The 22,740-nt window shown below is 67.3% G+C and carries 24 protein-coding genes; 6 read left to right on the top strand and 18 right to left on the bottom strand.

The genetic code is table 11. From position 1 onward, the window contains the following. Positions 1-56 precede the first annotated feature (56 nt). The 3 genes from SMD10_RS08120 to SMD10_RS08110 all read right to left on the bottom strand — a co-directional run bounded on the left by SMD10_RS08120 (position 57) and on the right by SMD10_RS08110 (position 3,244). Positions 57-1,160, bottom strand: a complete 1,104-nt coding sequence (locus tag SMD10_RS08120; RefSeq protein WP_331685172.1) for an MBL fold metallo-hydrolase — start codon at positions 1,158-1,160, stop codon at positions 57-59. Then, positions 1,157-2,224, bottom strand: a complete 1,068-nt coding sequence (locus SMD10_RS08115) for an ABC transporter ATP-binding protein (protein WP_331685171.1) — start codon at positions 2,222-2,224, stop codon at positions 1,157-1,159. Before SMD10_RS08115 ends, SMD10_RS08120 begins: the two co-directional genes overlap by 4 nt. Positions 2,225-2,413: 189 nt before the next feature. Beyond that, complete coding sequence (locus SMD10_RS08110; protein ID WP_331685170.1) at positions 2,414-3,244, bottom strand: GGDEF domain-containing protein; 831 nt, start codon at positions 3,242-3,244, stop codon at positions 2,414-2,416. On the opposite strand from SMD10_RS08110, the gene SMD10_RS08105 reads away from it, so the two are divergent. After that, complete coding sequence (locus SMD10_RS08105; protein ID WP_331685169.1) at positions 3,200-3,703, top strand: hypothetical protein; 504 nt, start codon at positions 3,200-3,202, stop codon at positions 3,701-3,703. The two genes, SMD10_RS08110 and SMD10_RS08105, sit on opposite strands and share 45 nt — an antisense overlap. Before the next feature lie 121 nt (positions 3,704-3,824). Here the strand turns inward: SMD10_RS08105 and SMD10_RS08100 are convergent, their stop codons facing one another. The 5 genes from SMD10_RS08100 to SMD10_RS08080 form a co-directional block, all read right to left on the bottom strand. Beyond that, on the bottom strand, positions 3,825-5,018 hold the full coding sequence (locus SMD10_RS08100; protein ID WP_331685168.1) for a M20 metallopeptidase family protein: 1,194 nt from the start codon (positions 5,016-5,018) through the stop codon (positions 3,825-3,827). A 90-nt stretch (positions 5,019-5,108) separates the two neighbouring features. Then, entirely contained in the window at positions 5,109-6,065 is a 957-nt protein-coding gene (locus SMD10_RS08095; protein ID WP_331685167.1) for a TRAP transporter substrate-binding protein, read from the bottom strand. Continuing rightward, positions 6,062-6,892: a creatininase family protein gene (locus SMD10_RS08090; protein WP_331685166.1), complete on the bottom strand. Its 831-nt coding sequence runs from the start codon at positions 6,890-6,892 to the stop codon at positions 6,062-6,064. Before SMD10_RS08090 ends, SMD10_RS08095 begins: the two co-directional genes overlap by 4 nt. 14 nt (positions 6,893-6,906) lie before the next feature. After that, entirely contained in the window at positions 6,907-8,184 is a 1,278-nt protein-coding gene (locus tag SMD10_RS08085) for a TRAP transporter large permease (RefSeq protein WP_331685165.1), read from the bottom strand. Positions 8,185-8,199: 15 nt separating this feature from the next. Then, positions 8,200-8,724 (bottom strand): TRAP transporter small permease, encoded by a 525-nt coding sequence (locus tag SMD10_RS08080; RefSeq protein WP_331685164.1) that lies wholly within the window; start codon positions 8,722-8,724, stop codon positions 8,200-8,202. Positions 8,725-8,808: 84 nt separating this feature from the next. On the opposite strand from SMD10_RS08080, the gene SMD10_RS08075 reads away from it, so the two are divergent. Beyond that, on the top strand, positions 8,809-9,717 hold the full coding sequence (locus SMD10_RS08075) for a LysR substrate-binding domain-containing protein (protein WP_331685163.1): 909 nt from the start codon (positions 8,809-8,811) through the stop codon (positions 9,715-9,717). A gap of 30 nt (positions 9,718-9,747) precedes the next feature. Here the strand turns inward: SMD10_RS08075 and SMD10_RS08070 are convergent, their stop codons facing one another. Then, on the bottom strand, positions 9,748-10,893 hold the full coding sequence (locus SMD10_RS08070) for a glycosyltransferase family 4 protein (protein ID WP_331685219.1): 1,146 nt from the start codon (positions 10,891-10,893) through the stop codon (positions 9,748-9,750). Between the two features lie 338 nt (positions 10,894-11,231). On the opposite strand from SMD10_RS08070, the gene SMD10_RS08065 reads away from it, so the two are divergent. Then, positions 11,232-12,719, top strand: coding sequence for a phospholipase D-like domain-containing protein (locus tag SMD10_RS08065; protein WP_331685162.1), 1,488 nt, complete (start codon positions 11,232-11,234; stop codon positions 12,717-12,719). 4 nt (positions 12,720-12,723) lie between these two features. Here SMD10_RS08065 and SMD10_RS08060 read toward each other — a convergent pair whose 3' ends face one another. The 9 genes from SMD10_RS08060 to tsaD form a co-directional block, all read right to left on the bottom strand. Then, the gene (locus SMD10_RS08060) at positions 12,724-13,635 is read right to left on the bottom strand and encodes a lysylphosphatidylglycerol synthase domain-containing protein (protein WP_432757210.1); all 912 of its coding nucleotides are present in this window, start codon (positions 13,633-13,635) and stop codon (positions 12,724-12,726) included. Between the two features lie 91 nt (positions 13,636-13,726). Further along, complete coding sequence (locus SMD10_RS08055; RefSeq protein WP_331685160.1) at positions 13,727-14,521, bottom strand: endonuclease/exonuclease/phosphatase family protein; 795 nt, start codon at positions 14,519-14,521, stop codon at positions 13,727-13,729. A 156-nt stretch (positions 14,522-14,677) separates the two neighbouring features. After that, complete coding sequence (locus SMD10_RS08050; RefSeq protein WP_331685159.1) at positions 14,678-15,289, bottom strand: NUDIX domain-containing protein; 612 nt, start codon at positions 15,287-15,289, stop codon at positions 14,678-14,680. Positions 15,290-15,364: 75 nt separating this feature from the next. Next, positions 15,365-15,973 carry a class I SAM-dependent methyltransferase gene (locus SMD10_RS08045; RefSeq protein ID WP_331685158.1) on the bottom strand — a complete coding sequence of 203 codons (609 nt, stop codon included), beginning with the start codon at positions 15,971-15,973 and terminating at the stop codon, positions 15,365-15,367. Positions 15,974-16,052: 79 nt separating this feature from the next. Continuing rightward, positions 16,053-16,277: a DUF3072 domain-containing protein gene (locus tag SMD10_RS08040; protein WP_331685157.1), complete on the bottom strand. Its 225-nt coding sequence runs from the start codon at positions 16,275-16,277 to the stop codon at positions 16,053-16,055. Positions 16,278-16,359: 82 nt separating this feature from the next. Further along, on the bottom strand, positions 16,360-16,794 hold the full coding sequence (locus SMD10_RS08035) for an EVE domain-containing protein (protein ID WP_331685156.1): 435 nt from the start codon (positions 16,792-16,794) through the stop codon (positions 16,360-16,362). A 13-nt stretch (positions 16,795-16,807) separates the two neighbouring features. Next, positions 16,808-17,098: a YciI-like protein gene (locus SMD10_RS08030; RefSeq protein ID WP_331685155.1), complete on the bottom strand. Its 291-nt coding sequence runs from the start codon at positions 17,096-17,098 to the stop codon at positions 16,808-16,810. Between the two features lie 13 nt (positions 17,099-17,111). After that, the gene (locus tag SMD10_RS08025) at positions 17,112-18,092 is read right to left on the bottom strand and encodes an NAD(P)H-dependent glycerol-3-phosphate dehydrogenase (protein ID WP_331685154.1); all 981 of its coding nucleotides are present in this window, start codon (positions 18,090-18,092) and stop codon (positions 17,112-17,114) included. Beyond that, a complete protein-coding gene (gene tsaD / locus SMD10_RS08020; protein ID WP_331685153.1) occupies positions 18,089-19,207 on the bottom strand; it encodes a tRNA (adenosine(37)-N6)-threonylcarbamoyltransferase complex transferase subunit TsaD in 1,119 nt (372 codons plus the stop codon). The genes SMD10_RS08025 and tsaD overlap by 4 nt, the downstream gene beginning before the upstream one ends. A gap of 108 nt (positions 19,208-19,315) precedes the next feature. Here tsaD and hemC point away from each other — a divergent pair, with 108 nt between their 5' ends. The 3 genes from hemC (at position 19,316) to SMD10_RS08005 (ending at position 22,736) form a co-directional block, all read left to right on the top strand. Continuing rightward, positions 19,316-20,251 carry a hydroxymethylbilane synthase gene (gene hemC, locus SMD10_RS08015; protein WP_331685152.1) on the top strand — a complete coding sequence of 312 codons (936 nt, stop codon included), beginning with the start codon at positions 19,316-19,318 and terminating at the stop codon, positions 20,249-20,251. A gap of 27 nt (positions 20,252-20,278) precedes the next feature. Further along, positions 20,279-20,977 carry a uroporphyrinogen-III synthase gene (locus SMD10_RS08010; protein WP_331685151.1) on the top strand — a complete coding sequence of 233 codons (699 nt, stop codon included), beginning with the start codon at positions 20,279-20,281 and terminating at the stop codon, positions 20,975-20,977. Positions 20,978-21,107: 130 nt separating this feature from the next. Further along, complete coding sequence (locus SMD10_RS08005; protein ID WP_331685150.1) at positions 21,108-22,736, top strand: COG4223 family protein; 1,629 nt, start codon at positions 21,108-21,110, stop codon at positions 22,734-22,736. Positions 22,737-22,740 lie beyond the last annotated feature (4 nt).

The following is a 22,740-nucleotide window of genomic DNA, read 5'->3' as shown; positions in this document are numbered from 1 at the left end:
CGTTCCTTGGCCGCGATGCCCGGCTCTAGCAAGCCCGCATGACGGTCAGGTGACAATCACGGTTCGGCGGGCCCGCCGATGTGTGGCGACGAAACGAGAGGCACGTCGTCGAGGATTTTCTCAAGCGCGCCCAGTTCGGAGCGGTCGAGAAAGGCGGGCATGACGACGCGCGCGTCGAGCTGCCCGGCGAGCGCCCTCAAGTCGCGCAATCGCGGGTGCACGTTCCACCGCACGAATTCGGCGCGCCCCGCATCCACGAGCCTTTCGGCAGGCGTCCCCCGGGCCAGATGGCCGGTGAAGACGATGGTCACGTCCCGGTCCTTCTGCCAGCGGCGCAGCAGGGCGCCGGCAACGCCTCCGGTCCCGTCGGCCGACGCGGCGATCATGATGCCGCAAGGACTGCTGTCTTCGGTCAGCCGCTCGGCCGTTTCGATGACGCCGCGCAGACGAGGCGTCCCGTCCGCGGTCAGGCAGCCGGCCGAGGCGGGATCGAGCATGGTGCGAGCGACGCCGAGATGTGCCGGACAAAGCGCAATGGGCAGGTTCGTTCGCTCCTGCAGGCGAACCGCCATTTCGAGCCCCCGGCCAGCGGGCGGCGCGGGCAGGAGCACCGGACCGGCTTCGGCCAACGCCGCCAGTCGGTCGACCGCCGGATCGAGCGGCTCGTCATTGGCGCCATAGGAGGCGTCCAGAATGGCCAAATTGGCAGTGGGCGGTGGATCGAACGGAAAGAGCTGCGATTCAAGGGAAAAGTCGCCGCTGTAAAACAGGCTTTCGCCGGCGGCGAGATGAAGCCAGACGCCGCCCGGCGCGTGGCCGTCGCGGCCCGTGCGGACGGTGATCCCGCAGATGCCCATCGTGCCGCAAAGCGGCAGGCTGCGTGCCGAGGCCAGAGCCGGATCGCGCGTCAGCCGCCGCACCACGTCGGAGGCGTAGACGGGCGGGTTGCCGATCGTCGGCAGCCGGTCGAGCGAGCCGACATGATCGCCGTGGCCGTGGCTGATCAGCACGGCGTCCACTTGGCCCACGGATGCCAGATCGGGTCGCCGGCCGTGATCGGGGCCGCGCCCGAGATCGAGCAGCAGCCGCGCGTCGCCGGCCTCGACCAGGAATGCGGCCGGGCCCTTCTCGCCGAAGCCGGAAATCGCCGTTGCCTTCATGCCGGGGTCTCGGCGGGCAGGACCCAGCCGCCATGGACCGCGACCGCCACCGGATGTCCCGGTTCGATGGCCTCGCAGGACCGGCCTCGGATCGCGGTCTTCGATGGCTCGACCTGCACGTCGATGAGGTAGTCATGGCCGGCGAACGTGCAGTCGACGACCCAACCCGGGATTTCGGCGTCCGAGCGGGCGCGAGGCAGGAGGGTGACGTCCTCCGCGCGAAGGCAGGCCAGCGCCGGCCCCTTTGCGGCGATGCCGGGAAGCATGAGCCGGGTACCGGCGATCGTGGCCTGCACCCGGCCGTTGCCGTCGCTTCCGGTCACCTCTACCGGCAACAGGAAACCGCTGCCGATGAAGCGGGCCACCGAGGGCGTGGCCGGCCGGCGATAGAGATCGGGCGGGGCCGCGATCTGCTCCAGCCGGCCGCCTTCCATGACGGCGATCCGGTCGGCGAGCGCCATCGCTTCCGACTGGTCGTGCGTCACGTAGAGGAAGGTCGTGCCGGTCTTCTGGTGGATGCGACGGAATTCGCGCTGCATGGTGCCGCGCAAATGAGCGTCCAGATTGGCCAGGGGTTCGTCGAGCAGGATCAGCGGCGGATTCAGCGCCAGGCAGCGGGCGAGCGCGACGCGCTGGCGCTGTCCGCCGGACAGCTCGGCCGGGCGGCGTTCGGCATAGTCGCTGAGGCCCACGGTCTCCAGGGCCTCCGCGACGCGCATGCGCCGGTCGCGCCGCGACAGGCGACGCAGCTTGAGCCCGAATTCGACGTTGCCGCTCACCGTCATGTGCGGCCAGAGCGCGTAGGACTGGAACACCATGCCGAGGCCGCGATCCTCGGGCTCGGCGAAAACGCCCTTGTCGGCCACCGTCCGCTCGCCGATGGCGATTCGCCCGCCGGAGGGGCGTTCGAGGCCGGCGACCAGCCGGAGGAGGGTGGTCTTGCCGCATCCGGATGGCCCGAGAAGCGCGGTGAAACTGCCCGACTCCACCTCAAGGTCGACGCCGTCGACGGCGGCGCTGGACCCGAAGAGCTTGCTGACATTGTCGATGCTGAGGCTGGCCAAGAGCGTTCTATGTCTATCCGTTCGCTCCCCTGTTAGGAGCCGTGGATGTCGGTTTGATGTCAGATCGGGCCAAGCGGCCGGGGATCCCGACGCAGCCCCCTTCTTTGATCTCGCTGACGCGGCAGCGGGTCAAGTCGTCTGCAAGGCGCCAACCCGAAGAAGCATCGGCAGCGAGGCGCCTTTACGCCGTCAGGCCCGGCGCAGATCGGCCGTCATGAGGTCCTCGGCATGGGACACCGCCGCAAGCCCGACCACGGTATTGCGGCCGCGATGCTTGGCTTCGTAGAGCGCCCTGTCGGCAGCCCGCAACAGAATGGTCGGCTTGGTCGTCTCGGTCGGGATCATGCTGCTTGCGCCGACCGAGATCGTCATGTGCGCATTCTCCGCCAATCCGGGATTGGGGATATGCAGCGCCTCGATTCCGGACCGGAGTTCCTCGCCCAAGGTGACGATGGCATCGGGATCGGCGAACAGCACGATCGCCACGAATTCCTCGCCGCCATATCGTGCCAGATGCCCGCCTTTTCGCGTCACGATGGCCTGCAGCCGATCCGCCACGCGCTGGAGGCAGAGGTCGCCGTCTTCGTGACCGCAGGCGTCGTTCAGCGTCTTGAAATGGTCGATGTCGGCGAGGGCGATGCCGATCCAGTGTCCGCGTGTGATGGCCTCGGCCCAGGTCTCGTCGAGAAGCTGCTGCAAGCGGCGCCGATTGGCGATGCCGGTCAATGGATCGGTGTTGGCTTGCGCCGCCAGTTTCTCGGTCAGCGTCTGCAATCGTCGGTTCGCGGCGACCAGCGCTTCGCGGCTTTTGAACTCTTGACGTTCCGCGTTTTCCAGACGCCATCGCGTCGTCAGAGAGAAGATCGAGATGGCGGTGACGAAGATCGCGAAGGGAAGCATCTCCCCATGCAGGCGCGAGGGTGCGATGACCAGGCCGTCATAGGTCAGGATGACGGCCATCGTCGCGAGGGCTGCGTGACGGATCTGGACGGGCGTCACGAAATTGAAGGTGAACGCCATGGCACCCGCTATGACATAGTACCGAGCCGCCGCGTCCGGATCGACAGCCTCTGTAGCGCGGCCGATCAGCCCGATGATCAGAACGGCTGCGGCGAAGGGAACGACGACGGCCAGGCACTCGACGCGGCTGGACCGGCTTTTGTGCAGGGCGGCAAGGCCGAGAAGCTGGATCGGCAGCAGGATACCGAGCCGCATCGCCGCCGCGAGCCACGGGCGGCTGTGTTCGACGAAATCGGCAGGCAGCGCTGCGAGACAAAGCCCGGCGATACAGGCGTTGACGAAGAAGAGCCGGCGTCTCCGCTTGTCGAACGTATCTCTCTGAAACGCCTGTTCGAGATCGGGAGCAAATCGCAGCCGAAACCGCCACCAACGACTATTCCGGGACCGATCACCTCCGTCGTCTGGGTCGCATGGGTCCAAGAAGCCGATCCTGCAGCATCGTCGATCGATGGTCTTTAGGCGAGATGTCTTCAGATTTGCTTGCGCATGAAAATCAAATTTGGTCGATAGAAGAAGGCAATACGACAATTCGCGACCTCATCCCGCCGATCGGCAAGGATGATCGCGCCGGCGGGCGCGATCAGGAGGGAGCCATCATGCGGATCATCGCCGCCGCCATGGCGCGCACGCCGGTCGGGATGCAGCGCTCGTCGAGATCGAAGTCGCTGCGGTGGAGCATCGTCTCGTGGCCTTCGAGCCGCGAGCCGATCCGCAAATGCGCGCTCGGGAACCGGGTCGAGAATTCCGCGTAGTCCTCTGATCCCATCGAGCCTTGCGGCAGAACCATCACGTTCTCGGGGCCGATCTGCGCTTCCACGGCTGCCAACACCGGCTCAAGGATCTCCGAGTCGTTGACGACGGGCGGCACGCCCTGATGAAAGATCGGCCGGACTTCCACCCCGTGCACTTCCGCGATGCCGCGGCAGACGCGCTGAATCGCCGCGCGCACCGTGTCGCGCACCGCCGGGTCCTGGGCGCGGGTGGTGCCCTCGCAGCGCACCACATCCGGTATTTGATTGCGCGCCGTACCGCCATGGATCGCGCCGACCGTCAATACGGCGGGCGACAGCGGTGCGATCTCGCGGCTGACGATGGTCTGCAGCGCCGCCACCAGGCTGCCGGCCGCGACGATCGGGTCTCGCGCCAGATGGGGATGGGCGCCGTGCCCCGACTTGCCCCTGATCTCGATGTCGAACGGATCGGTCGAGGCGAAGGCGGTACCGGGATGGTAGCCGATGGTTCCGGCCGGGATCAGCGGCCAGTTGTGGAAGCCCAGCATGAGGTCGGGCCGCATCCAGTCGAGCAAACCGTCGTCGATCATCGCCCGGGCTCCGCCCAGGCCTTCCTCCGCCGGCTGGAAGATCATGAAGGCCCGCCCGGGCAGCTCGTTGGAGAGGCGGGCCATCACCTCCGCCACACCGATGGCGATGGCGGTGTGGGCGTCGTGCCCGCAGGCATGCATCCGGCCCGGATTGCGGGACTTGTAAGGCGGATTGCCGGTTTCCTCGATGGGCAGGGCGTCGAAGTCGCTGCGCATCCCGACGGTGCGCCCGGAACCGGCGCCCGTCGTGGCGGCGATCCCGGTCTTGCCGAAGCCGCCCTTCCAGGACAGCCCGATCCGGTCCAACTCGCCTTGGATCATCGCCGAGGTTTCATATTCCTCGAAACCCAGTTCGGGGTTCTCGTGCATCCGCCGCCGGATCGCCACCAGTGCGGGGGTGATCTCCTCGGTGATCGTGTCGATCCGGGCGAGAAGGCTCGAAGCCTGATCCATGCTGACCTCGTTTCAGTCGGCGGCGCCGCGCTGTTCGGGCTGCGGCGCCGCATTGCGTAAAGAAGTCGGGCAGCAGCCTGCCCGACCGTCTCACATGTCCTTGGCGCCGATCTCGACGATCTGCTGGTAGACGTCCTCGCCCCAGGCCGCCGTGCCGAGCTTGTCGCGCACCGATTGGGTCGCCTCGATGAAAGGCTCCTTGTCGGGATGGGTGATCGTCACCCCGGCCTCCTCCATCTCCTTGAGGTAGTCCTCGGTCTGCTGCGGCAGAAGCTCTTCGATCTTCGCGGTGGAGGCGTCGTTCGCTTTGACGAGGAGCGCTTGGTCCTCCTCGCTCAGACCCTGCCAGAACGGCTCGGAGATCACGACATAGGCCGGCTTGTTGATGTAGTCGACCATCGCCACGCCCTTCTGAACTTCGTAGAACTTCTGGGCATAAATCGTCTCGATGGGGTTCTCCTGGCCGTCGACGATGCCGGTCTGGAGCGCGGTATAGACCTCGGCGAAGGCCATCGGCGTCGGGCTGGCGCCGAGCGCGCGCAGCGACTCGACATAGTAGTCGCGCTCGGGGGCCCGGAGCTTCAGGCCCTTGAGGTCGTCCATGCTGTTGATGACGACATTGGCGCTGATCTGGCGCGGGCTGCGCGGCATGAAACCGAGAATCCGGGCGCTCCGGTTCTCGGTCATCTGCTCGTTCCACTCCTTGCCGAAGTCGGTATCGAGCACGGCCTTGTAGTTTTCGATGCCGCTCATGAGATAGGGCAGGGCGAGGTATTCGATCTCCTTCATGCCCGGATCGCCGGAGGCCAGGATCTGTGTCGAACCGAGCGCCATCTGCGAGTAGACCTCGTCCGGCGTGCCGAGCTGGTCGCCCGGATAGATCGTCACGGTGTGGTCGGAATTCTCCTCGACGACGCGTTTGAATTCCACAGCGCCTTCGTATTGGGCCTCGCCCGGCTGTGCCCAGGTTGCGTATCGGATTTCGTCCGCATGGGCGACCGCAACGGTCGAGAGCAGTGCGGCGAGAAGTATGGCAGTCGTCTTCATGTCGCAGTTCCCTGTGTCTGGGGGTGAGGAGAGGTCGGGTCCACCGACCGGAAGTGCTCGACGAAGGCCGAGCAGAAATCGATGAGATGGGCGGCGATGCGCTCGCCCTTGTCGGCCGACGAGCGCGTCGGATCGCCGCCGGCGATGCCGTTGGAACAATGGTCGTCGACATTGACGGCCATGCCGATGTCGAGCCCGCGAAACCGCACAGCCCCGAGGCCCGCCGTCGGCAGGCCGGCGATGGTGCCGAAGCTCGCGTCCTTCTTCGCCTTTTCGAGATCGACCAGATGCGGGAAGTAGTGGAGGTAGACCGAGGTCACCGGATCGCCGCCGTGCGAAAAGGCTTTTTTGCCGAACTCGCCATGGATCTCCGTCCACAATTCGTCGGGGATCGAGCGCCAGAGGTTGATGCAGGGCACCATCAGCTGGCGCTCGCGGCGAACCGTGCGGATCACCGCGTCGATCAGCGGATAGTTGCCGCTGTGGCCGTTGAGGATGACGAGGCGGCTGAGCCCGTGGTCGAGGAAATTGTCGAGGATGTCGCTCAAGGTGGAACGGAAGGCGTCGGCCGATAGCGCGATGCCGCCCGGCACCGAGCGAAAATATTCCGCGTAGCCGAAGGGCAGCGTGGGCGCCGCGATGGCGCCGGTAGCCTTGGCGACTTCGGCCGCGATCGTGCGCGTCAGCATGAAGTCGCCCATCGGCACCATCGGTCCCTGGATTTCCTGAGAGCCAAGCGGGATCAGGATGACCGGGTTCTCCGGCAGGCGGTCGCGGAACTCCGCGAAACTCATTTCTTCGAGCAGGTGTTTTTCGTGTCGTGTCATGATGGCTGCGGTATTCATTGGCCGAAGACGGCGTTGGGAAGGATCAGGCTGATTTCGGGAAACAGCACGAGGAGGGCGAGGGCCGCGAACAGCGGGACGTAGAAGGGCAGCATGGCGCGCACCATCTGCCCATGGCTGATCTCGGCGATGTCCTGGGCGATGAACATCAGCACGCCGACCGGCGGCGTCGCGCCGCCGATGATCAGGCTGAACACCATCAGCACGCCGAAATGCACGGGATCGATGCCGAACTGGAGGACGACCGGCACCAGGATCGGCGTCAGCACGATCTCGGCCGAGGACGCCACCATCAGCAGCCCGACGGCGAGCAGCATCGCCACGATGACGAACAGCGCGACGGTCGGATTGTCCGAGACCGTCGAGATCGCGCCGGCGATCGTCACCGGCACCTGCTCGCGCACCATGATCCACGAGAAGGCCGAGGCGACCGCGATGATCGACAGGATGCGCGCGGTGCCGAGCGCGGTGTTCACCACCGCGCTCCAGACGTCGGAAAAGTGGACGTTCTTGTAGAAGAAGCCGAGCAACAGCGCATAGAGCACCGCGACCGCGGCCGCCTCGGTGGGCGAGAAGACGCCGAAGAGAATGCCGCCGACGATGATCACCGGAAACAGGATGGCCGCGCCGCCGCCCTTGATCGCCGTGCCAAGCTCGCGCAGGCTGGCACGCTCATAGCGTGGCATGTGGCGCGCCCGGGCATAGAAATAGGTGAACAGCATCTGCGTGCCGATGATCACGAATCCCGGCAGGATGCCCGCCAGCAGCAGGCGGCCGATCGAGACGTTGGCGAGCGTGCCGTAGACGACGAGCGCCACCGAGGGCGGCACCATCGGCCCGACCATGGAGGAGGCGACCGTGACGGCCGCCGAGAACGGCGCCGGATAGCCCTCGCGCTTCATCGCCGGGATCAGCACCGAACCGAGCGCCGTCGTATCCGCGGTGGGCGAGCCGGACATGCCGGAGAAGATCAGGCTGGCAAAGATGTTGACCTGTGCCAGTCCGCCGTGGATGTGGCCGACCACGGCCTTGGCCAGAGCGACGATCCGGTCGGTCAGCTTGCAGGCGTTCATCAGTTCGCCGGCCAGGAAGAAGAAGGGGATGGCCAGGATCAGGAAGGAATTGACCGACGCCGTCATGCGCTGGGACAGCAGTGCCAGGTTGATCCCCGTGATCCAGAAATACAGCATCGAGGAGATGCCGATCGAAAAGACCAGCGGCAGGCCGAGGAACAGCAGGATGAGAAGAAGAAGGACGATCGCGACGGTCAGCATACGGTCTTTCCGGCCTCACATCGGATCGTCGGCGCCATAGGCCGGATCGTCACGGCGCCGGCGCGGGCGGCTGTAGAAAATGCGCGCGAGGATGCCGGCGATCATCAGGATCGCGCCGGCCGTGGCGGCAGCGCGGACATGCCCGAGCGTCAGCGGCAGGGACGACAGCTCCTGCATGCTCTCGATCCGGACCAGCGTGATCGACGTCCAGCCGAGGATCGCGAGGAAGCCGAGCGACAGGAGAATATTGAGCCAGCGCACGGCAACGCGCAGCCGGACCGGCAGCATCTTGAAGAAGACGTCGACGTTGAGGTGCCGCCCGTCGAAGCAGACCGCACCGGCACCGACGAAGGTGATCCAGACGATCAGCAGCTTGACCAGCTCCTCGCTCCAGATCAGCGGCGCGTCGAAGACATAGCGAAGCACGATCTGCACCAGTGTGACCGCCACCACCGCGATCAGGGTCAGCGCGACGAGAACCCTAAGCGGCCAGGCCAGATCGATCGGTCGTTTCGAATGGGGCGGGGTGCTCTCAGCCATGCCGGTAGCGAAGCATCGGGCTAATAGTGTTGTCCAATATAAAAATCCGGCTTATTGTACTGTTTTTCAGAACAATGGTGCGTGATGCAGGGCGTGGACATTCGGCACCTGCGCTACTTCCTGCGTGTGGCGGAGGAGCTTCATTTCGGACGCGCGGCGGAGGTCCTGGGTGTCAGCCAGGCGCCTCTCAGCCAGCAGATCCGCCAGTTGGAGGAGCGGCTCGGCGTCCGCCTCTTCGATCGCACGACGCGCACCGTGCGCCTCACGCCGGCCGGCAAGGTGATGTGCGAGAAGGCGCAGGCAACGCTCGCCGCGCTGGAGGAGACGATCCGCGAAACGCGCTCGGCTGGCGGCCACAATGCCGGCCGGCTCGACATCGGTGCGGTGTCGGTCGCGATCCATACCTGCCTGCCCGCGGCCTTCGCCGATTTCTGCGGCCGCAATCCGTCGGTGCAGGTCGACATGCAACTGCACACCACGGAAGAACAGCTGGTGCTTCTCAAGGAGCGCAAGATCGACGTGGCTTTCGTCCGTCCGCCGCGTTCGCTGGCCGGCATCGCTTGCGAGGAGCTCTACCGCGAAGGATTTGTAGCCGTTCTGCCCGCAGCCTCGCCGCTGGCCGCCAAGGAGAACCTGACCCTCGCCGACCTGCGCGACGAGCGGTTCATCACCTTCTCGCCGATCATCGGCGTCAGCTATCAGGACGTGATGCTCGACCACTGCCGGCGTGCCGGCTTCCGGCCCAACATCGTCCAGCAGGTCAGCCATACCCTGACCGTCGTCACGCTGGCGGCCGCCGGGCTCGGCGTGGGTGTGGTACCGGCCTGGGTCACCTACGAGCCTGTCGACGGAGTGGTCTACCGCCCGGTCGCCGAGCTCCCCAAGGCGGTGTCGCTGGTGGTCGCCTGGTCGATCGAGACGATGAATCCCTTCGTCACCGACTTCGTGGCCTGCACCCGGCGGGCCGCACGGGCTGCGCTCCAGGCGGCCTGACGAAGGGTGAGCCTTTGATGCCGTGCCGGCTCAGCGGGCGAGCAGATCGGCGTAGAGCGACTTGACCGTCTCCATTACGTGCCGCTCGGTGAAGCCGGACAGGACGCGTTCGCGTGCGGCGTTTCCCATCCGCTCCACCAGTTCACGGTCGCCGGCCAGACGAACCATCGCCTCGGCCAGCGCATCGGCCTCGCAGGGCACGACGCGCCCCTCGATCCCGTCGCGCACGAAGCTGCGGCAGCCCGGCACGTCGGTGGTCAGGATGGCGCGTCCGCAGGCTGCCGCTTCCAGCAGGGAGCGCGGCAGCCCCTCGCCGCCGCGCGAGGGCAGGCTGGCGGCGTGATGCTCGCGCCAGACCGATCGAACATCGCGCACCGTCCCGTGCCAGACGATGCCGTCGAGAGCGGACCACTCTTCCAGTTGGGCGACGGGGATGGCCCGGCGATTGGACGGATCGGGCGCGCCGTAGAGCGATAGCGTGACATCGGCGCCGCGCCCGCGCGCCTGCCGGACAGCCTCCACCGCCAGATCGATCCCCTTCGACCACAGCATGCGTGCGACGATCGCGATCCTGAACGGAGATCCTGCCGGGGGCGGCGAGGGCGCAAAAATCTCGGGATCGACACCGGCGCCGCCCACGATCGTCACCCGCGGGTCTGCCGGATGAAGGCCGAGCAGGTGGGAATCGTCTGGGTTCTCGAACAGATAGCGCGTACGCTTGGATTGGATCCCCTGGCGGACGACGGTTCGCAGCAGGGTGCGTTCCGTCGCGCCGACGACGTCTCGCCGCGCCCCCAGGCGGCCGAGGCCGGTCAGGGCATAGATCCGCCGGTCGATGCCGGCCAGGGCCGCGGCCGCCCCCCCGACGACGATGCTTTGCGCGGCGATGCAATGGACAAGGTCGGGCCGCTCGCGCTTCAGGATGCGCGACAGGCGCAAGGCGGTCCGGCCCAAGGAGAGCGGATTGAGCTTGCGACGCTCGGCCTCCAGGGAAATCACGCGGCCGCCCGTCTCGGCGATCCTGTCGGCATGATCGCGCACCCGTGTGATCACCACGACCTCGAATCCCTGTTCGATGGCGGCGCGCGCCATCGGCAGGAAATGCGAGGCGAAGAACCAGTCTTCGGTTATGACATAGGCGAGCTTGGGACGAAGGGACGGATCGGAGAGCTGCATTCGTGCGAGATCGGCCACGGCCCTGTCGTGCGCTGAGGGTCCCAAGTTCGTTCCAGCGGGCCGTGTCCGGCAGACCGCTGCGACGCTTGCGGTACCTAGCCCAATCTGCGTTCGGGGTCCATGAGGGCCGCGCCGCCCTTGATGATCACGCCTTTTACCCTCGTTGGAAACCTATGCCCGGCGCTGGCGATAGAGGCGATGAAACGCCGCCTCGATCTTCCTATTTAGGCATCCATAACGAGTCTGTGACCGAAGTGTCGGCTGTCTCGTCCGAAACGTCGCGGACGACGGGGACGATGGCAGTCGTTCAGGACCTATCAGTGTGAAAGCGTAAAAGCGTGAAGATCGAGCTCGAATATTCCCAGGAGCCGGCCGTCGGCGTGGAGCCGCAGCAGGATGATGGGCGGACGATCAGCATCCTCGATCCCGGCCACAACTGTCTCAACCTGACACGGGCCGACAAGGCCAAACTCCTGATCGATGCCGAGGCCTATTTCACCTGCCTGGACGAATGCCTGCGCCGCGCGGAGCGTTCGATCACCATCATCGGCTGGGACTTCGATGCCCGCGTCTGCCTGCATCATCGCGACCGGGATGGCGCCGACGGCGAGACCTTGGGCGATCTTCTGCGCCAATTGGTCGAGGCCAGTCCGGAACTGGAGGTGCGCATCCTGGTGTGGAGCGTGGCCGTCCTCCACACCCCGAGCGACCCCAAGCCGCTGCTGTTCGGCGCCGAATGGCAGAAGCATCCCCGCATCCACCTGCACCTGGCCACCGATCATCCGGCCTATGCCTGCCACCACCAGAAGATCGTGGTGGTCGACGACGTTCTGGCCTTCACCGGCGGGATCGACCTGACCGTCGAGCGCTGGGACACCTCCGAGCACGCGCCCGACGATCCGCGCAGGCAGAAGCCAGACGGCACCGGATACCATCCGGTGCATGATTGCCAGATGATGATCGAGGGGCCGCTGGCGCGCGAGATCGCCGAGGTGGCGCGTCAGCGCTGGCGCTCCGCCATGGGCGAGACGCTGCCGGCCCCGGACGTCTCGGCGCCGCGATGGCCCGTCGGCCATCGCCCCGATTTCGTCGATACCGCGGCCGGCGTCGCGCTGACGGCGCCGCGATGGCGCGGCGCGCCGGGCCTGAACCATTCGAGCCGCCTGACCACGGACGCGCTGCTGGCCGCGCGACGCTTCATCTACATCGAGACTCAGTATTTCTCGAGCCGCCTCATGCGCCCGGTGCTGTCGCATGTGCTGAGTCAGCCGGACGGACCCGAGGTGCTGGTGGTCACCAGCCTGACCCTCAACGGCTGGATCGAGCGCGTGGCGCTGGGCAACAACCGCGACCGGCTGATCCGGGCCTTGCGGCGAAAGGACGGCTTCGGCCGGCTGCGCGTGTGCCATGCGGCCACGGTGCGAGACGAAGCCGTGCACGAAATCTTCCTGCACTCCAAGTTGATCGTCGTCGACGACGTCTTCCTGCGCATCGGCTCGGCCAATCTCAGCAACCGCTCGATTGGGCTCGACACCGAATGCGACATCGGCTTCGAGGCCGAGAATGCCGTGACGCGTCAGGCCATCGCGAATGTTCGCAATCGTCTGTTGGCCGAGCATCTCGGCAGCGATGCCGAGACCGTGCGAGCAACGATCGCCGCCGAAGGCTCGCTACTGAAGGCGGTCGATCGCCTGACCATCGGAGAACGCCAGCTCCGGCCGCTCGCGGCGATGGACGACGACGGACCGGTGCGCTCGGTGCCGGGCACGCGGTTCCTCGATCCCGTTGCGCCCTTCGGATCGGCCGGGTGGTGGTGGCCCAAATGATCCGTCAGGCCCGGGCTTCTGCGCGGCGCGGCCCTTTGAGCCGCCACTTCGCTTCGGTGACGGCGAAGAGCACGGCGCCGATCGCCAGCGGCACCAGGAAATAGACGAAGCGGAACACCAGGAGAGCGCCGATCACCTTCTCCTGCGGCAGGAGAAACATCACCACCGCCTCGATGACGCCGAGCCCGCCGGGAACGTGGGCGATGACGACGCCGGTGTTGGCCAGCACGTAGACCGTGATCGCCGACAGATAGGGCACGTCCGCCACGCCCAGCAGCGCCTGGTGAAGACAGGACGCGGCAAAGGTGAAGTTGATCGTGCCGACCACGATCTGGCCGCAGGCCAACTTGAAGGTCGGCATCTCGATCGACCAGCGCCAGAGCGTCAGGCGACGGCGAACCGTCGCCGCAATCAGCAGAAACAGCGCGCTGCCGCCGAGGCAGGCGAGGCCGAGAGCGATCGCCAGCGTCTGCGACAGCCCCATGATCTTGGAGGCCAGATCCGGTTTGAGCAGGATCGCGATGCCGCCCAGCGTCGCCAGCCCGAGGCCGACCGTCATGCCGGAGAAGAGCACGATGCGCGCGGCGTCGCCCAGCGAAACGCCCCAGCGCGAATAGAACCGGTATCGAATGGCCCCGCTGCTGACGCCGGCGAAGCCGATCGAATGCCCGAGAGACAGCGCGACGAAGGATGCGAGCGCGATCTTGGGGTAGGGGATTTTGTGGCCGACATAGCGGATCGCCAGATAGTCGAAGCCGGTCAGCGTTGCGTAGCTCGCCAGCGCGAACAGGCCGGCCAGGGCGAGATGCGACAGCGGAAAGGATGTGACCGACTGGGTGAGTTCGTCCAGGCTGTATTGGCCGAGCGTGCGCGCCAGCAGGAAAGCGGCGACGGCCAGACCGGCCACGAGGCCGATGCGGGTGAGCCAGACGCGCGTGCCGGCCCGTTTGCGAGGGTGATCGCGGCGGGGTTCGAGATCTGCGGCAGGGCGGTCGACGGAGGGTACGCTATCCAATGACTTCTCCTACCAACGGCGTGGCGGTTCTGGGCGTCGGCGGCGCGTCGACCAGGTCCAGATCCACGACCAGCGGCAGATGGTCGGAGGCGATGCGTGCCAGCGGCGTGCGCACGACCTCGACCGCACGAATGTTGATCGGACCGCGTGAAAAGGCGTGGTCCAGGCGCAGCAACGGGAAACGGCTGGGAAAGGTTGCCTGACCGCGCCGCGGGCCAAGCGTCAGGCGGGCGTCTGCAAGGGACTCGGCCAGGCGGCGATAGGCCAGAGAGCGCGGCAGGGCGTTGAAATCGCCGATCAGCAGCACCGGATCGACGCACCTCGGCGACCCAAGCCAGCCCGTTCCCAGCAGCGCCTCCACCTGCGCCAGCCGCTCGCGCCGGTCGAGGCCGAAATGGGTGTTGATCACTTGGAGTTGTCCACTTCCGGTCGCGACCTCCACCCAGATCGCGCCGCGCGGTTCCAGACGCGGCTTGTGCCGGAGGCCGGGAAGAGGTCCGGCCTTGACCAGACGAGACGGCGCTTTGGTCAGAATCGCGTCGCCGTAGCGCTCATCGTCCACTTCCAGAGCCGGATGGAAATGCACGGTCATTCCGAGCCTCTCGCCGATCTCGTGCGCCTGGTCGCTAAAGCCGGTGCGCTTTCGCCCGACATCGACCTCCTGCAGACCGATGATATCGGCGTGGCAGTCCGAAATGACGTCGGCAATGCGTTTCACGTCATGGCGCCGGTCGGTCCCGATGCCGGAGTGGATGTTGTAGGAGACGACGCGAACCCCGACAGCCATCAAACCAGCGCCCTGGGAAGACGAAAACCCCCGTCCTCCAGGCGCCACATGTGTTGCCGGTCGATTCCGCTCTGCCAGCCCGCCATCTCGATCTCCGTTTCGGTCGTCCGATTGCGAACGACCGCGTCGACGGACGGGTTCCGCGGGCGCCGCGCGCTAAAGGATGCCTTTCACCCGTGCGTGGTAAAGCAGGATGATCGTCTTGGCGTCGCGGATCTCGCCATGATCGATCATCGTCAGCGCCTCGTCGAAGCCGACCTCGATCAGTTCGATATCCTCCGCTTCTTCGATGGCGCCGCCGCCGTCGTAGCGGCGACGACCGGCCTCGATCTCGGCCAGAAAGAAGAACAGCCGCTCGGTCACCGAACCGGGGCTCATGAAGATGTCGAAGACGGGCGTCACGCGCTCGACGTGATAGCCGGTTTCCTCCTTCACCTCCTTGATGATCGCGTCGGCCGGCGCCAGCCCGTTGTCGAGCAGGCCGGCCGCGGCTTCGATCATCATGCCGTCGGGCTGTCCGTTGACATAGGCGGGAAGCCGGAACTGGCGCGTCAGCGCGACGACGCGCGTCTCCGGGTCGAACAGCAGGATCGCCACGCCGTTGCCGCGATCGTAGGCCTCGCGGCTGGTCACCTGCCAGTCGCCGTCGCGGCGCCGCTGGGCGAAGGTATATTTGCGCAAGGTGTACCACGCGTCGGACAGCGTCTCGGCACGTTCCAGGCGGACATGATCGGCGTCGCCAGGCCACGGGGCTTCGGTGGGCTTCACGAACGGTACTCCATCAAGACAGTCGGAAAAGCGAAGAGGGGCATAGCGAACGCGGCCGAACAGCCGGACAGGGCTTCAGCGACGCTCGGGCCGCCAGCGCCAGATCCTGCTCTCCTTGAAGTCGGCGTCCTCCAATACCCGCGTCGTCGGCACGCTGTAGCATGCCATCTGCTCCAACCGATCGCCAGGACAATAGGCGCGGCCGGGGTCTCCCACCAGAATTTCGAGCCCGTCATGCGAAAGCCGGTCGAACCAGGGAACGAGCGCGGCACTCATCGCCCGGTCGAAAAACACGTCGCCGGCGACGAGGAGGTCGGCCTCGACCGCACGGCCCACGATATCGGCGACCAGAATTTCCACCGTCGCCCGGTTCAAGGCGGCGTTCATCGCGATCGCCTCGCGACAGAAGGGATCGATGTCGACGGCGGTCACCCGGGCCGCGCCCGCTCTGGTCGCGGCGAACGCTACGAGGCCCGAGCCGGAGGCGAAGTCCAGCACCCGTCGCCCTTCCACCCGGTTCGCATGATCGAGCAGATAGCGGGCGAGCGCCTGGCCGCCGGCCCAGGCAAAAGCCCAGAAGGGCGGCGGCACACCCATCTCGTCGAGTTCGGCCTCGGTCTTCAGCCAGAGGCCGTGTGCCTCCTCGGCCAGATGCAATGCGATCTCCGGGATCAGCGGCGGCACGGATATTTGAGTGTTGGCGAGGATGAACGCGCGAGATCGGTCGCGATCGAGCCGGCTTGTCGCTGCTTGATCTTGGCGATCATCGCTTGTCCTGCAGTCGCTTGCTCTCGTGCTGGAGGTCATCGATCAGCTTGGAGGCTTCGGCCTTGGTCAGCGAGCCGTCGTATTCGTGTCCGGTCTCCTCACACAGGGTCTCCAGATAGGAGGCCTGAGCGCCGGTCATCGGCTCGCCGCCGGTGGTCCAGGAATCGGGGTCCTTCTCGGTATTCGAATTCGCTGCGGTCTTGGGGTTGCCGGTGTCCATTGGGAAGCTCCATCGTCGGGATGTTCCTAAAATGTTCACGGTCGAGGAATCGTTCCCCAGCCCCCAGCCCCCAGCCCCAACCTTATTTCATCACCTTGGCCGGATCGAGCCCGCCCATTTCGCAGATGGTTCGGAACTCCTCGTCCTCGACCGGCTGCACCGACAGGCGCGAGTTGTTGACGAGCACCATGTCCTTCAGCTTCGGCTCGGCCTTGATGGCGTCGAGCGTCACCGGGTTCGGCACCGCGCAGACGGCCTTGATGTCGACGCACTCCCACTTCGGATCGTCGGTGCTCGAATCGGGATGCGCCGTCGCGGTGACCTCGACGATGCCGACCACCGCCTTGCCTTCGTTGGAGTGATAGAAGAAGCCGCGCTCGCCCACCTTCATGGCGCGCATGAAATTGCGCGCCTGGTAGTTGCGCACGCCGTCCCACTCCTGGCCGGCCTCGCCTTTGGCCTTCTGCTTGTCCCAGGACCAGCTGGAGGGTTCCGACTTGTAGAGCCAATAAGCCATCGCGCCAGCTCCTTTACGCGGCGTCCGGGTTCTTCACGGTCCATTTCCATGGTCGGATGGTCACCGAGGAAAAGACGCCGGCCTTGGCGTAGGGGTCGGCATCGGCGATGGCCCGGGCCGCCGCTTCGTCCTCGGCCTCGATCATCACCAGGCTGCCGTTCGGCTTGCCGTCGTCACCCAGGAAGGGACCGGCGAATTTGACGCTGTCCCCGAGCTTGGCGAGGTGGGCGAGATGATCCTCGCGGTTGGCGGCGCGCAGCGCGCCTGACTCGGGCTTGTCATTGCAGAGGAGGGCGAAGAGCACGGGGAGGTCCTTTCTACTCGAATTCTCGTTTCAGCGGTCGGGCGAGCAGTGTCTGCATGGCCTCGTCCACCGTGGTGCGCCCTGCGACGAGGGCGGCGACGATATGGATGATCGGGGCGTCGATGCCGCGTTCTTCCGCTAATTGGGCGGCGATCTCGGCCGAATGGACGCCCTCGGCGAGCTTGAGCCCGGCGACGGCGTTGCCGCGCCCCAGCGCGAAACCGAAGGAGAAGTTGCGCGATTGCGCGCTGGAGCAGGTCAACACCAGGTCGCCGAGGCCGGAGAGCCCCATCAGCGTTTCGGCACGGCCCCCCAGCGCTTCGCCGAGGCGGCGCAGCTCCACGAAGCCACGCGTGGTGAGCGCGGCGGCGGCCGAGGCGCCAAGGCGCCGTCCGGCAACGGCGCCGACGGCGATCGCCAGCACGTTCTTCAGCGCGCCGCCGGCCTCGACCCCCGCCAGATCGTCGGAGGCATAGCAGCGCAGCGTCTCGGTCGAAAGCGCGACGGTCAGCCGGTCGGCCAAGGCCAGTTTGTCGGCCGCAACGGTCACGGCCGTCGGCAGGCCCGCCGCGACATCGACGGCAAAGCTCGGGCCCGACAAGACGGCAGGCTGCGCCCGCGGAATTTCCTCGCGCAGGATGTCGGCGGGGAAGCGCCCGGTGCCCTGCTCGATGCCTTTGGCGCAGAGCACGAGGGGGCAGCCGACCGGCACCAGCGGCGCGAGGTCGCGCGCCGCCGCCCTGAGCGTCTGCGTCGGGACCACCAACAGCGCGCGATCGACGCCAGCCAGCGCCGCGACAGGATCGTCGGTGGCCTTCAGCGTCTGCGGCAGGGCCACTCCCGGCAGATAGGCTGGGTTCTCGTGGCGGTCGTTGATCGCCGCGACCGTGCCGGCATCGCGCGCATAGAGAGACACGGTTTCGCCGGCCCGCGCATAGAGCGCAGCGAGCGCGGTGCCCCAGGCGCCGCCGCCGATCACCGCAAGGGCGCTCATGCCTTGGCTCCCCGCCGGCCGAAACCGACCTTCGGCGCAGCCGTCTCATCCAGCGGCCAGCGCGGCCGCACCGGCGCCTCCAAGCCGTCCGTCATCCCGGCCTCCAGCCGTTCGAGCCCGGCATGGGCGATCATTGCGGCGTTGTCGCCGCAGAGCCTCAGGGGCGGCGCGACCAGCCGCACGCCATGCTCATGGCAGGCGGCGTCGAGAGCGGCGCGGATCGCCTGATTGGCGGCGACGCCCCCGGCCACCGCCAGAACCGGGTCGGCCAGGTCCGGCATGTCGTCGCGAAAGCGGTGGAGCGCCCGGCGCACCCGGTCGGCGACGCTGTCGGCGGCGGCGGCCTGGAAGCTGGCGCAGAGATCGGAAACATCTGCTTCGCTCAGCGGCGCGATATCCATCGCGGCCTGGCGTAGCGCCGTCTTCAAGCCGGAAAAGGAGAAGTCGAGGCGCGGATTGCCCTTCAGCGGTCGCGGCAGAGCGAAGCGGCGGGGATCGCCCGCCGTCGCGGCGCGCTCGACGCTGGGGCCGCCCGGATGCGGCAGGCCGAGGAGCTTGGCCGCCTTGTCGAAAGCCTCGCCCAGCGCGTCGTCGATGGTCGTGCCCCAGCGCTCGTAGCGCCCGAGTTCGCGAACCAGCAGGATCTGCGTGTGCCCGCCGGAGACCAGAAGCACGAGATAGGGATAGGCGACGCCGTCGGTGAGCCGAGGCGTCAGCGCGTGACCCTCCAGATGGTTGACGCCGATGAACGGCAGGCCGCGCGCCGCCGCGAGCGCCTTGCCGGTCATGGCGCCGACGATCAGCCCGCCGATCAGGCCGGGGCCGAGGGTGGCGGCCACCGCGCCGAGATCCTCGAAGCCGAGGCCCGCCTCGTCCAGCGCTGCGCGGACGATGCCGTCGATCGCTTCCACATGCGCGCGCGCCGCGATCTCGGGGACGACGCCGCCGAAGGCCGCATGCTCCTCGATCTGGCTGAGGACGACGTTGGAAAGGATCGCCGTCGCGCCGGTCCCGTCGCGCCCGACGATGGCCGCAGCCGTTTCGTCGCAGCTCGTCTCGATGCCGAGAACCGGCCGGCGTTCGGAGCCGGAGCCGGGAAAAGCGGGCGAAGCCAAGGGCGCACCATCCTCTTTGCATTGCGCGCGTCGTCGATCCGCCTTAGAGCCGGGGCTCGATGCCGGAAGCGGCACGTGTCGTCCAGTTGGGTAGCAAAGGGTTCCTTCATGACGCAATCGAAACCGATCGTCATCGGCACCAGAGGCAGCCAATTGGCTCTCGCTCAGGCGCACGAGGTTCGCTCGCGCCTGATGACCGCGCATGGGTTGGGCGAATCGGACTTTCATATCGAGGTGGTTTCCACCTCCGGCGACCGCATTCAGGATCGCTCGCTTGCCGAGGTGGGGGGCAAGGGTCTCTTCACGAAGGAGATCGAAGAGGGGCTGGCCTCCGGCCGGATCGATCTGGCCGTCCATTCGTCCAAGGACATGCCGACGATCCTTCCCGAGGGGTTGGTCCTGTCGGCCTTCCTGCCGCGCGAAGACGTGCGCGATGTCCTGATCGGGCGCACCGCCGGGACGATCGCCGAATTGCCGGCCGGTGCGGTTGTCGGCACCGCCTCGTTGCGCCGTCAGGCCCTGGTGAAGCGCCTGCGGCCCGATCTGGAGGTGGCGACGTTCCGGGGCAACGTACAGACCCGTCTGAGGAAGCTGGAGGCCGGCGAGGTCGACGCGACGCTGCTCGCCATGGCCGGGCTGAAACGCCTGGCGATGGAAGAGGCGGCGACCGAGGTCCTGGCCATCGAAAGCTTTCCGCCGGCGCCGGGGCAGGGCGCGATCTGCGTCGAAAGTCGGGCCGACGATCGGACGATCTCGGAGCTGGTGCGCGCGATCGACCACGCCGAGACGCGGATCGCTCTCACCGCCGAGCGCGCCTTTTTAGCCGAACTCGACGGATCCTGCCGCACGCCGATCGCCGCGCATGCCACCATCTCCGGCACCGTCATGACGCTGCATGGCATGATCCTGTCGCCCGATGGGACCCGCGTCCATGAAACGCGGCGCACCGGAGTGATCGAGGATGCCGAGCTGCTCGGACGAGGGGCCGCCAGCGCCGTTCTGGCGGAGGCCGGCGACGACTTCTTCGCGAGCTGGGGCCGGTAAACGGTAAACGGGCGGGCGGAGCGGGCGATGACGCGGGTCCTGATCCTGCGATGCCGGGAAGACGCCGAACGGACGGCGCGCGAGGTCGCCGCGCGGGGCCATCAGCCGCTGATCCTGCCGACGGAAGAGATCGTGCCGCTCGGCAGCGCGCCGCCGGTCCGGAACGTGGCGGGCTTCATCGTCACCAGCGCCAATGCCGTCGCGCCGCTGGCCGCCGCCTTTCCTGCCGACCCGAGGCCGCTTCTTGCCGTCGGCGAGACCACGGCCGCCAGAGCGCGGGAAGCCGGCTTTGCCGCGATCGAGACCGGCCGCGGCCGGGCGGCAGATCTGGTCGAACAGGCCCGCGAACTCGCACAGGCCGTCGGCGGGCCGCTTCTTTATGCCGCCGGGCGGGTACGGCGCCCCGATCTGGAGACCGGCCTGGCCGAGCGCGGCACGCCGGTGCATGTCTGGGAAGTCTACGACACCAGGCCGCTCCGGCCCGATCCGGCGGAGACCGCCCAGGCCCTGGGCGGCGGGCCGCCGGATGCCGTGCTGCTTCTGTCGGCTGGTCAGGCCGAAGCCTATGCATGGCTCGCCGGCGAGGCCGCGTCTCTGTTCCGCCCGCCGCCGCGCCTGCTTTGCCTGTCGGCGCGAATCCGCGACGCGCTGCCGCAGCCAATGCACGCTCAAGCGCTTGTTTCGCGCGTGCCGAGGCTTTTCTCGCTTTTCGATTGTTTTCTATAACCTAGTTTCCGGAATCGACGGCCTATGGCTTGCAGGTGGACCGGGAGCGCCCCATTGATGGACGCGCGACCGGGGACATCGGCGAATGTCAAAGGATCCGGCCCATGCAGACAAGAACGGAGTTGTCTCGATGACCACTCGTCCGCGGCGCTCGCGGCCCAAGAAGACCCAGGCCCCCACGATCGATCTGGAGGCCGAGAAGACGGCGCCCGCCGCTGCGGAGATCAGCGCGGCGAAGGACGACGAGGCCGTGAAAACTCCCGAGCCGTCTGTCGGCGACGAACCGGTGGTCGCCAAGCCCGCCCCTGCGCCGGCCGAGACGTCCGCGCCTGCAGAGACGGACGCGCCGAAGACATGGCCCGAGAGCGAGGACGGGGTGGCAGGTGACAGCCTCGCCGCCGCGAGTCCCGAGATCAGCCCGGCCGCCGAGCCGTTGAGCGCGGACGAAGCGGCGGAGGTTGTAGCCTCTCCCACGGCTCCCGAGGAAGAGGAGGCCGTCGCCGGGCCGCGCGAGTTTGCCGAGGACGAAGGCCTGAAGACCGATTCCGACCATGGCTACGGCGCGATTTCCGAGGAAGACGAGGCGTTGATTCTGGCGGCTGCGCATCCCCAGCCGGCCAGGGACGACGATCCGGGTTTTGCGCCGGTCCCGCCGGCAGCCGAGCCGGCCGGGTCGGGTTTCGGCCCGGCGCTCGCGGCCGGGCTTGCGGGAGCGATCATCGCCCTGATCCTGGGTGGCTTCCTGCAATATGCCGGCGTTCTGCCATCCGTCGGCGTCGAGGAGCCGCAGTTTTCGGAAGGCGAGTTCGCACGGCCTGCCGATGTCGAGCAGGTCTCCCATGAGGTGGAAAATCTGCGCGCCGATCTCGAACAGGTACGCTCGGCGCAGGCCGCCGGCGGCGACGCCGCCGCAGCCGCCTCGGGCCGCCTGGGCGATTTCGAACAGCGGATCGCCGCGCTGGAGCAGAACGCCGGCGGAGGCGGCCAGGACGATGCTCTCGCCGCCCTGCAGCAGGCCGACCAGCAGACGCAGACGGCGATCGACGAGGTGCGCCAAACGGCCGAAGCAACGCGCCAGCAGGTGAGCGACCTTCAATCCTCGATCGATGCGGCCAGTAGCGCCGCCCAACAGGCCCAGACGACGGCGCAGGCCGCCCAGGCTGCCGCCGATCAGGCGAGCCAGAGTGCCTCCAAGGTGGAACAGCGCGTCGCCGCCCTGGACGCGAGCAACGCGAATGCGCGGATCGCCTTGTCGGCGGCCGCCCTGAAAGCCGCGATCGACCGGGGCGATCCCTTCATGTCGGAGCTGGAGACCTATGCCGCGGCGGCGGGCAGCGACGATTCCGTCGCGCAATTGCGCGATTTCGCCGCCGCGGGCGTGCCGACAGAGCAGGATTTGGTGACCCAGTGGCCGGATGTTCAGGAAAAGATCGCCGCGGCCATCCGCCCGTCGGGGCCGGATGTCGGCATCGGCGATCAGGTCTTGTCCGGGCTGAAGGGGCTGGTCGCGGTCCGTCCTGAGGGAGAGCCCGCTCCGGCCGCGGAAGCTGGCGGCGACGTGTCGGTGCTGGCGCGGCTCGACCAGGCGATGGCGGCGCGCGATCTGGGCGCCTGGCTGCGCACCTGGGAAACGCTGCCGCATGCCGGCCAGACGGCGAGCGCGGATTTCGCGACGGCGGTGCGCTCGCGCCTGGCCGCCAACGAAGTGGCCGGATCGGCGCTGAACACGGCGCTGGGCTCGGCGCGGACGGCAGGGTGAGGAT

Source organism: Consotaella aegiceratis, from assembly GCF_036541425.1.
GTDB lineage: Bacteria > Pseudomonadota > Alphaproteobacteria > Rhizobiales > Rhizobiaceae > Consotaella > Consotaella aegiceratis.
Note: the sequence above shows the minus strand (reverse complement) of the source record. Positions and strands in the feature narration are given on the sequence as shown.

Bases quoted from the DNA above. Each gene is read 5' to 3' on its own strand.
- SMD10_RS08120 (WP_331685172.1), bottom strand. From the start codon at position 1,160: ATGAAGGCAACGGCGATTTCCGGCTTCGGCGAGAAGGGCCCGGCCGCA.
- SMD10_RS08110 (WP_331685170.1), bottom strand. From the start codon at position 3,244: ATGGCGTTCACCTTCAATTTCGTGACGCCCGTCCAGATCCGTCACGCA.
- SMD10_RS08100 (WP_331685168.1), bottom strand. From the start codon at position 5,018: ATGGATCAGGCTTCGAGCCTTCTCGCCCGGATCGACACGATCACCGAG.
- SMD10_RS08095 (WP_331685167.1), bottom strand. From the start codon at position 6,065: ATGAAGACGACTGCCATACTTCTCGCCGCACTGCTCTCGACCGTTGCG.
- SMD10_RS08090 (WP_331685166.1), bottom strand. From the start codon at position 6,892: ATGACACGACACGAAAAACACCTGCTCGAAGAAATGAGTTTCGCGGAG.
- SMD10_RS08085 (WP_331685165.1), bottom strand. From the start codon at position 8,184: ATGCTGACCGTCGCGATCGTCCTTCTTCTTCTCATCCTGCTGTTCCTC.
- SMD10_RS08080 (WP_331685164.1), bottom strand. From the start codon at position 8,724: ATGGCTGAGAGCACCCCGCCCCATTCGAAACGACCGATCGATCTGGCC.
- SMD10_RS08075 (WP_331685163.1), top strand. From the start codon at position 8,809: ATGCAGGGCGTGGACATTCGGCACCTGCGCTACTTCCTGCGTGTGGCG.
- SMD10_RS08070 (WP_331685219.1), bottom strand. From the start codon at position 10,893: ATGCAGCTCTCCGATCCGTCCCTTCGTCCCAAGCTCGCCTATGTCATA.
- SMD10_RS08055 (WP_331685160.1), bottom strand. From the start codon at position 14,521: ATGGCTGTCGGGGTTCGCGTCGTCTCCTACAACATCCACTCCGGCATC.
- SMD10_RS08040 (WP_331685157.1), bottom strand. From the start codon at position 16,277: ATGGACACCGGCAACCCCAAGACCGCAGCGAATTCGAATACCGAGAAG.
- SMD10_RS08035 (WP_331685156.1), bottom strand. From the start codon at position 16,794: ATGGCTTATTGGCTCTACAAGTCGGAACCCTCCAGCTGGTCCTGGGAC.
- SMD10_RS08025 (WP_331685154.1), bottom strand. From the start codon at position 18,092: ATGAGCGCCCTTGCGGTGATCGGCGGCGGCGCCTGGGGCACCGCGCTC.
- hemC (WP_331685152.1), top strand. From the start codon at position 19,316: ATGACGCAATCGAAACCGATCGTCATCGGCACCAGAGGCAGCCAATTG.
- SMD10_RS08010 (WP_331685151.1), top strand. From the start codon at position 20,279: ATGACGCGGGTCCTGATCCTGCGATGCCGGGAAGACGCCGAACGGACG.
- SMD10_RS08005 (WP_331685150.1), top strand. From the start codon at position 21,108: ATGACCACTCGTCCGCGGCGCTCGCGGCCCAAGAAGACCCAGGCCCCC.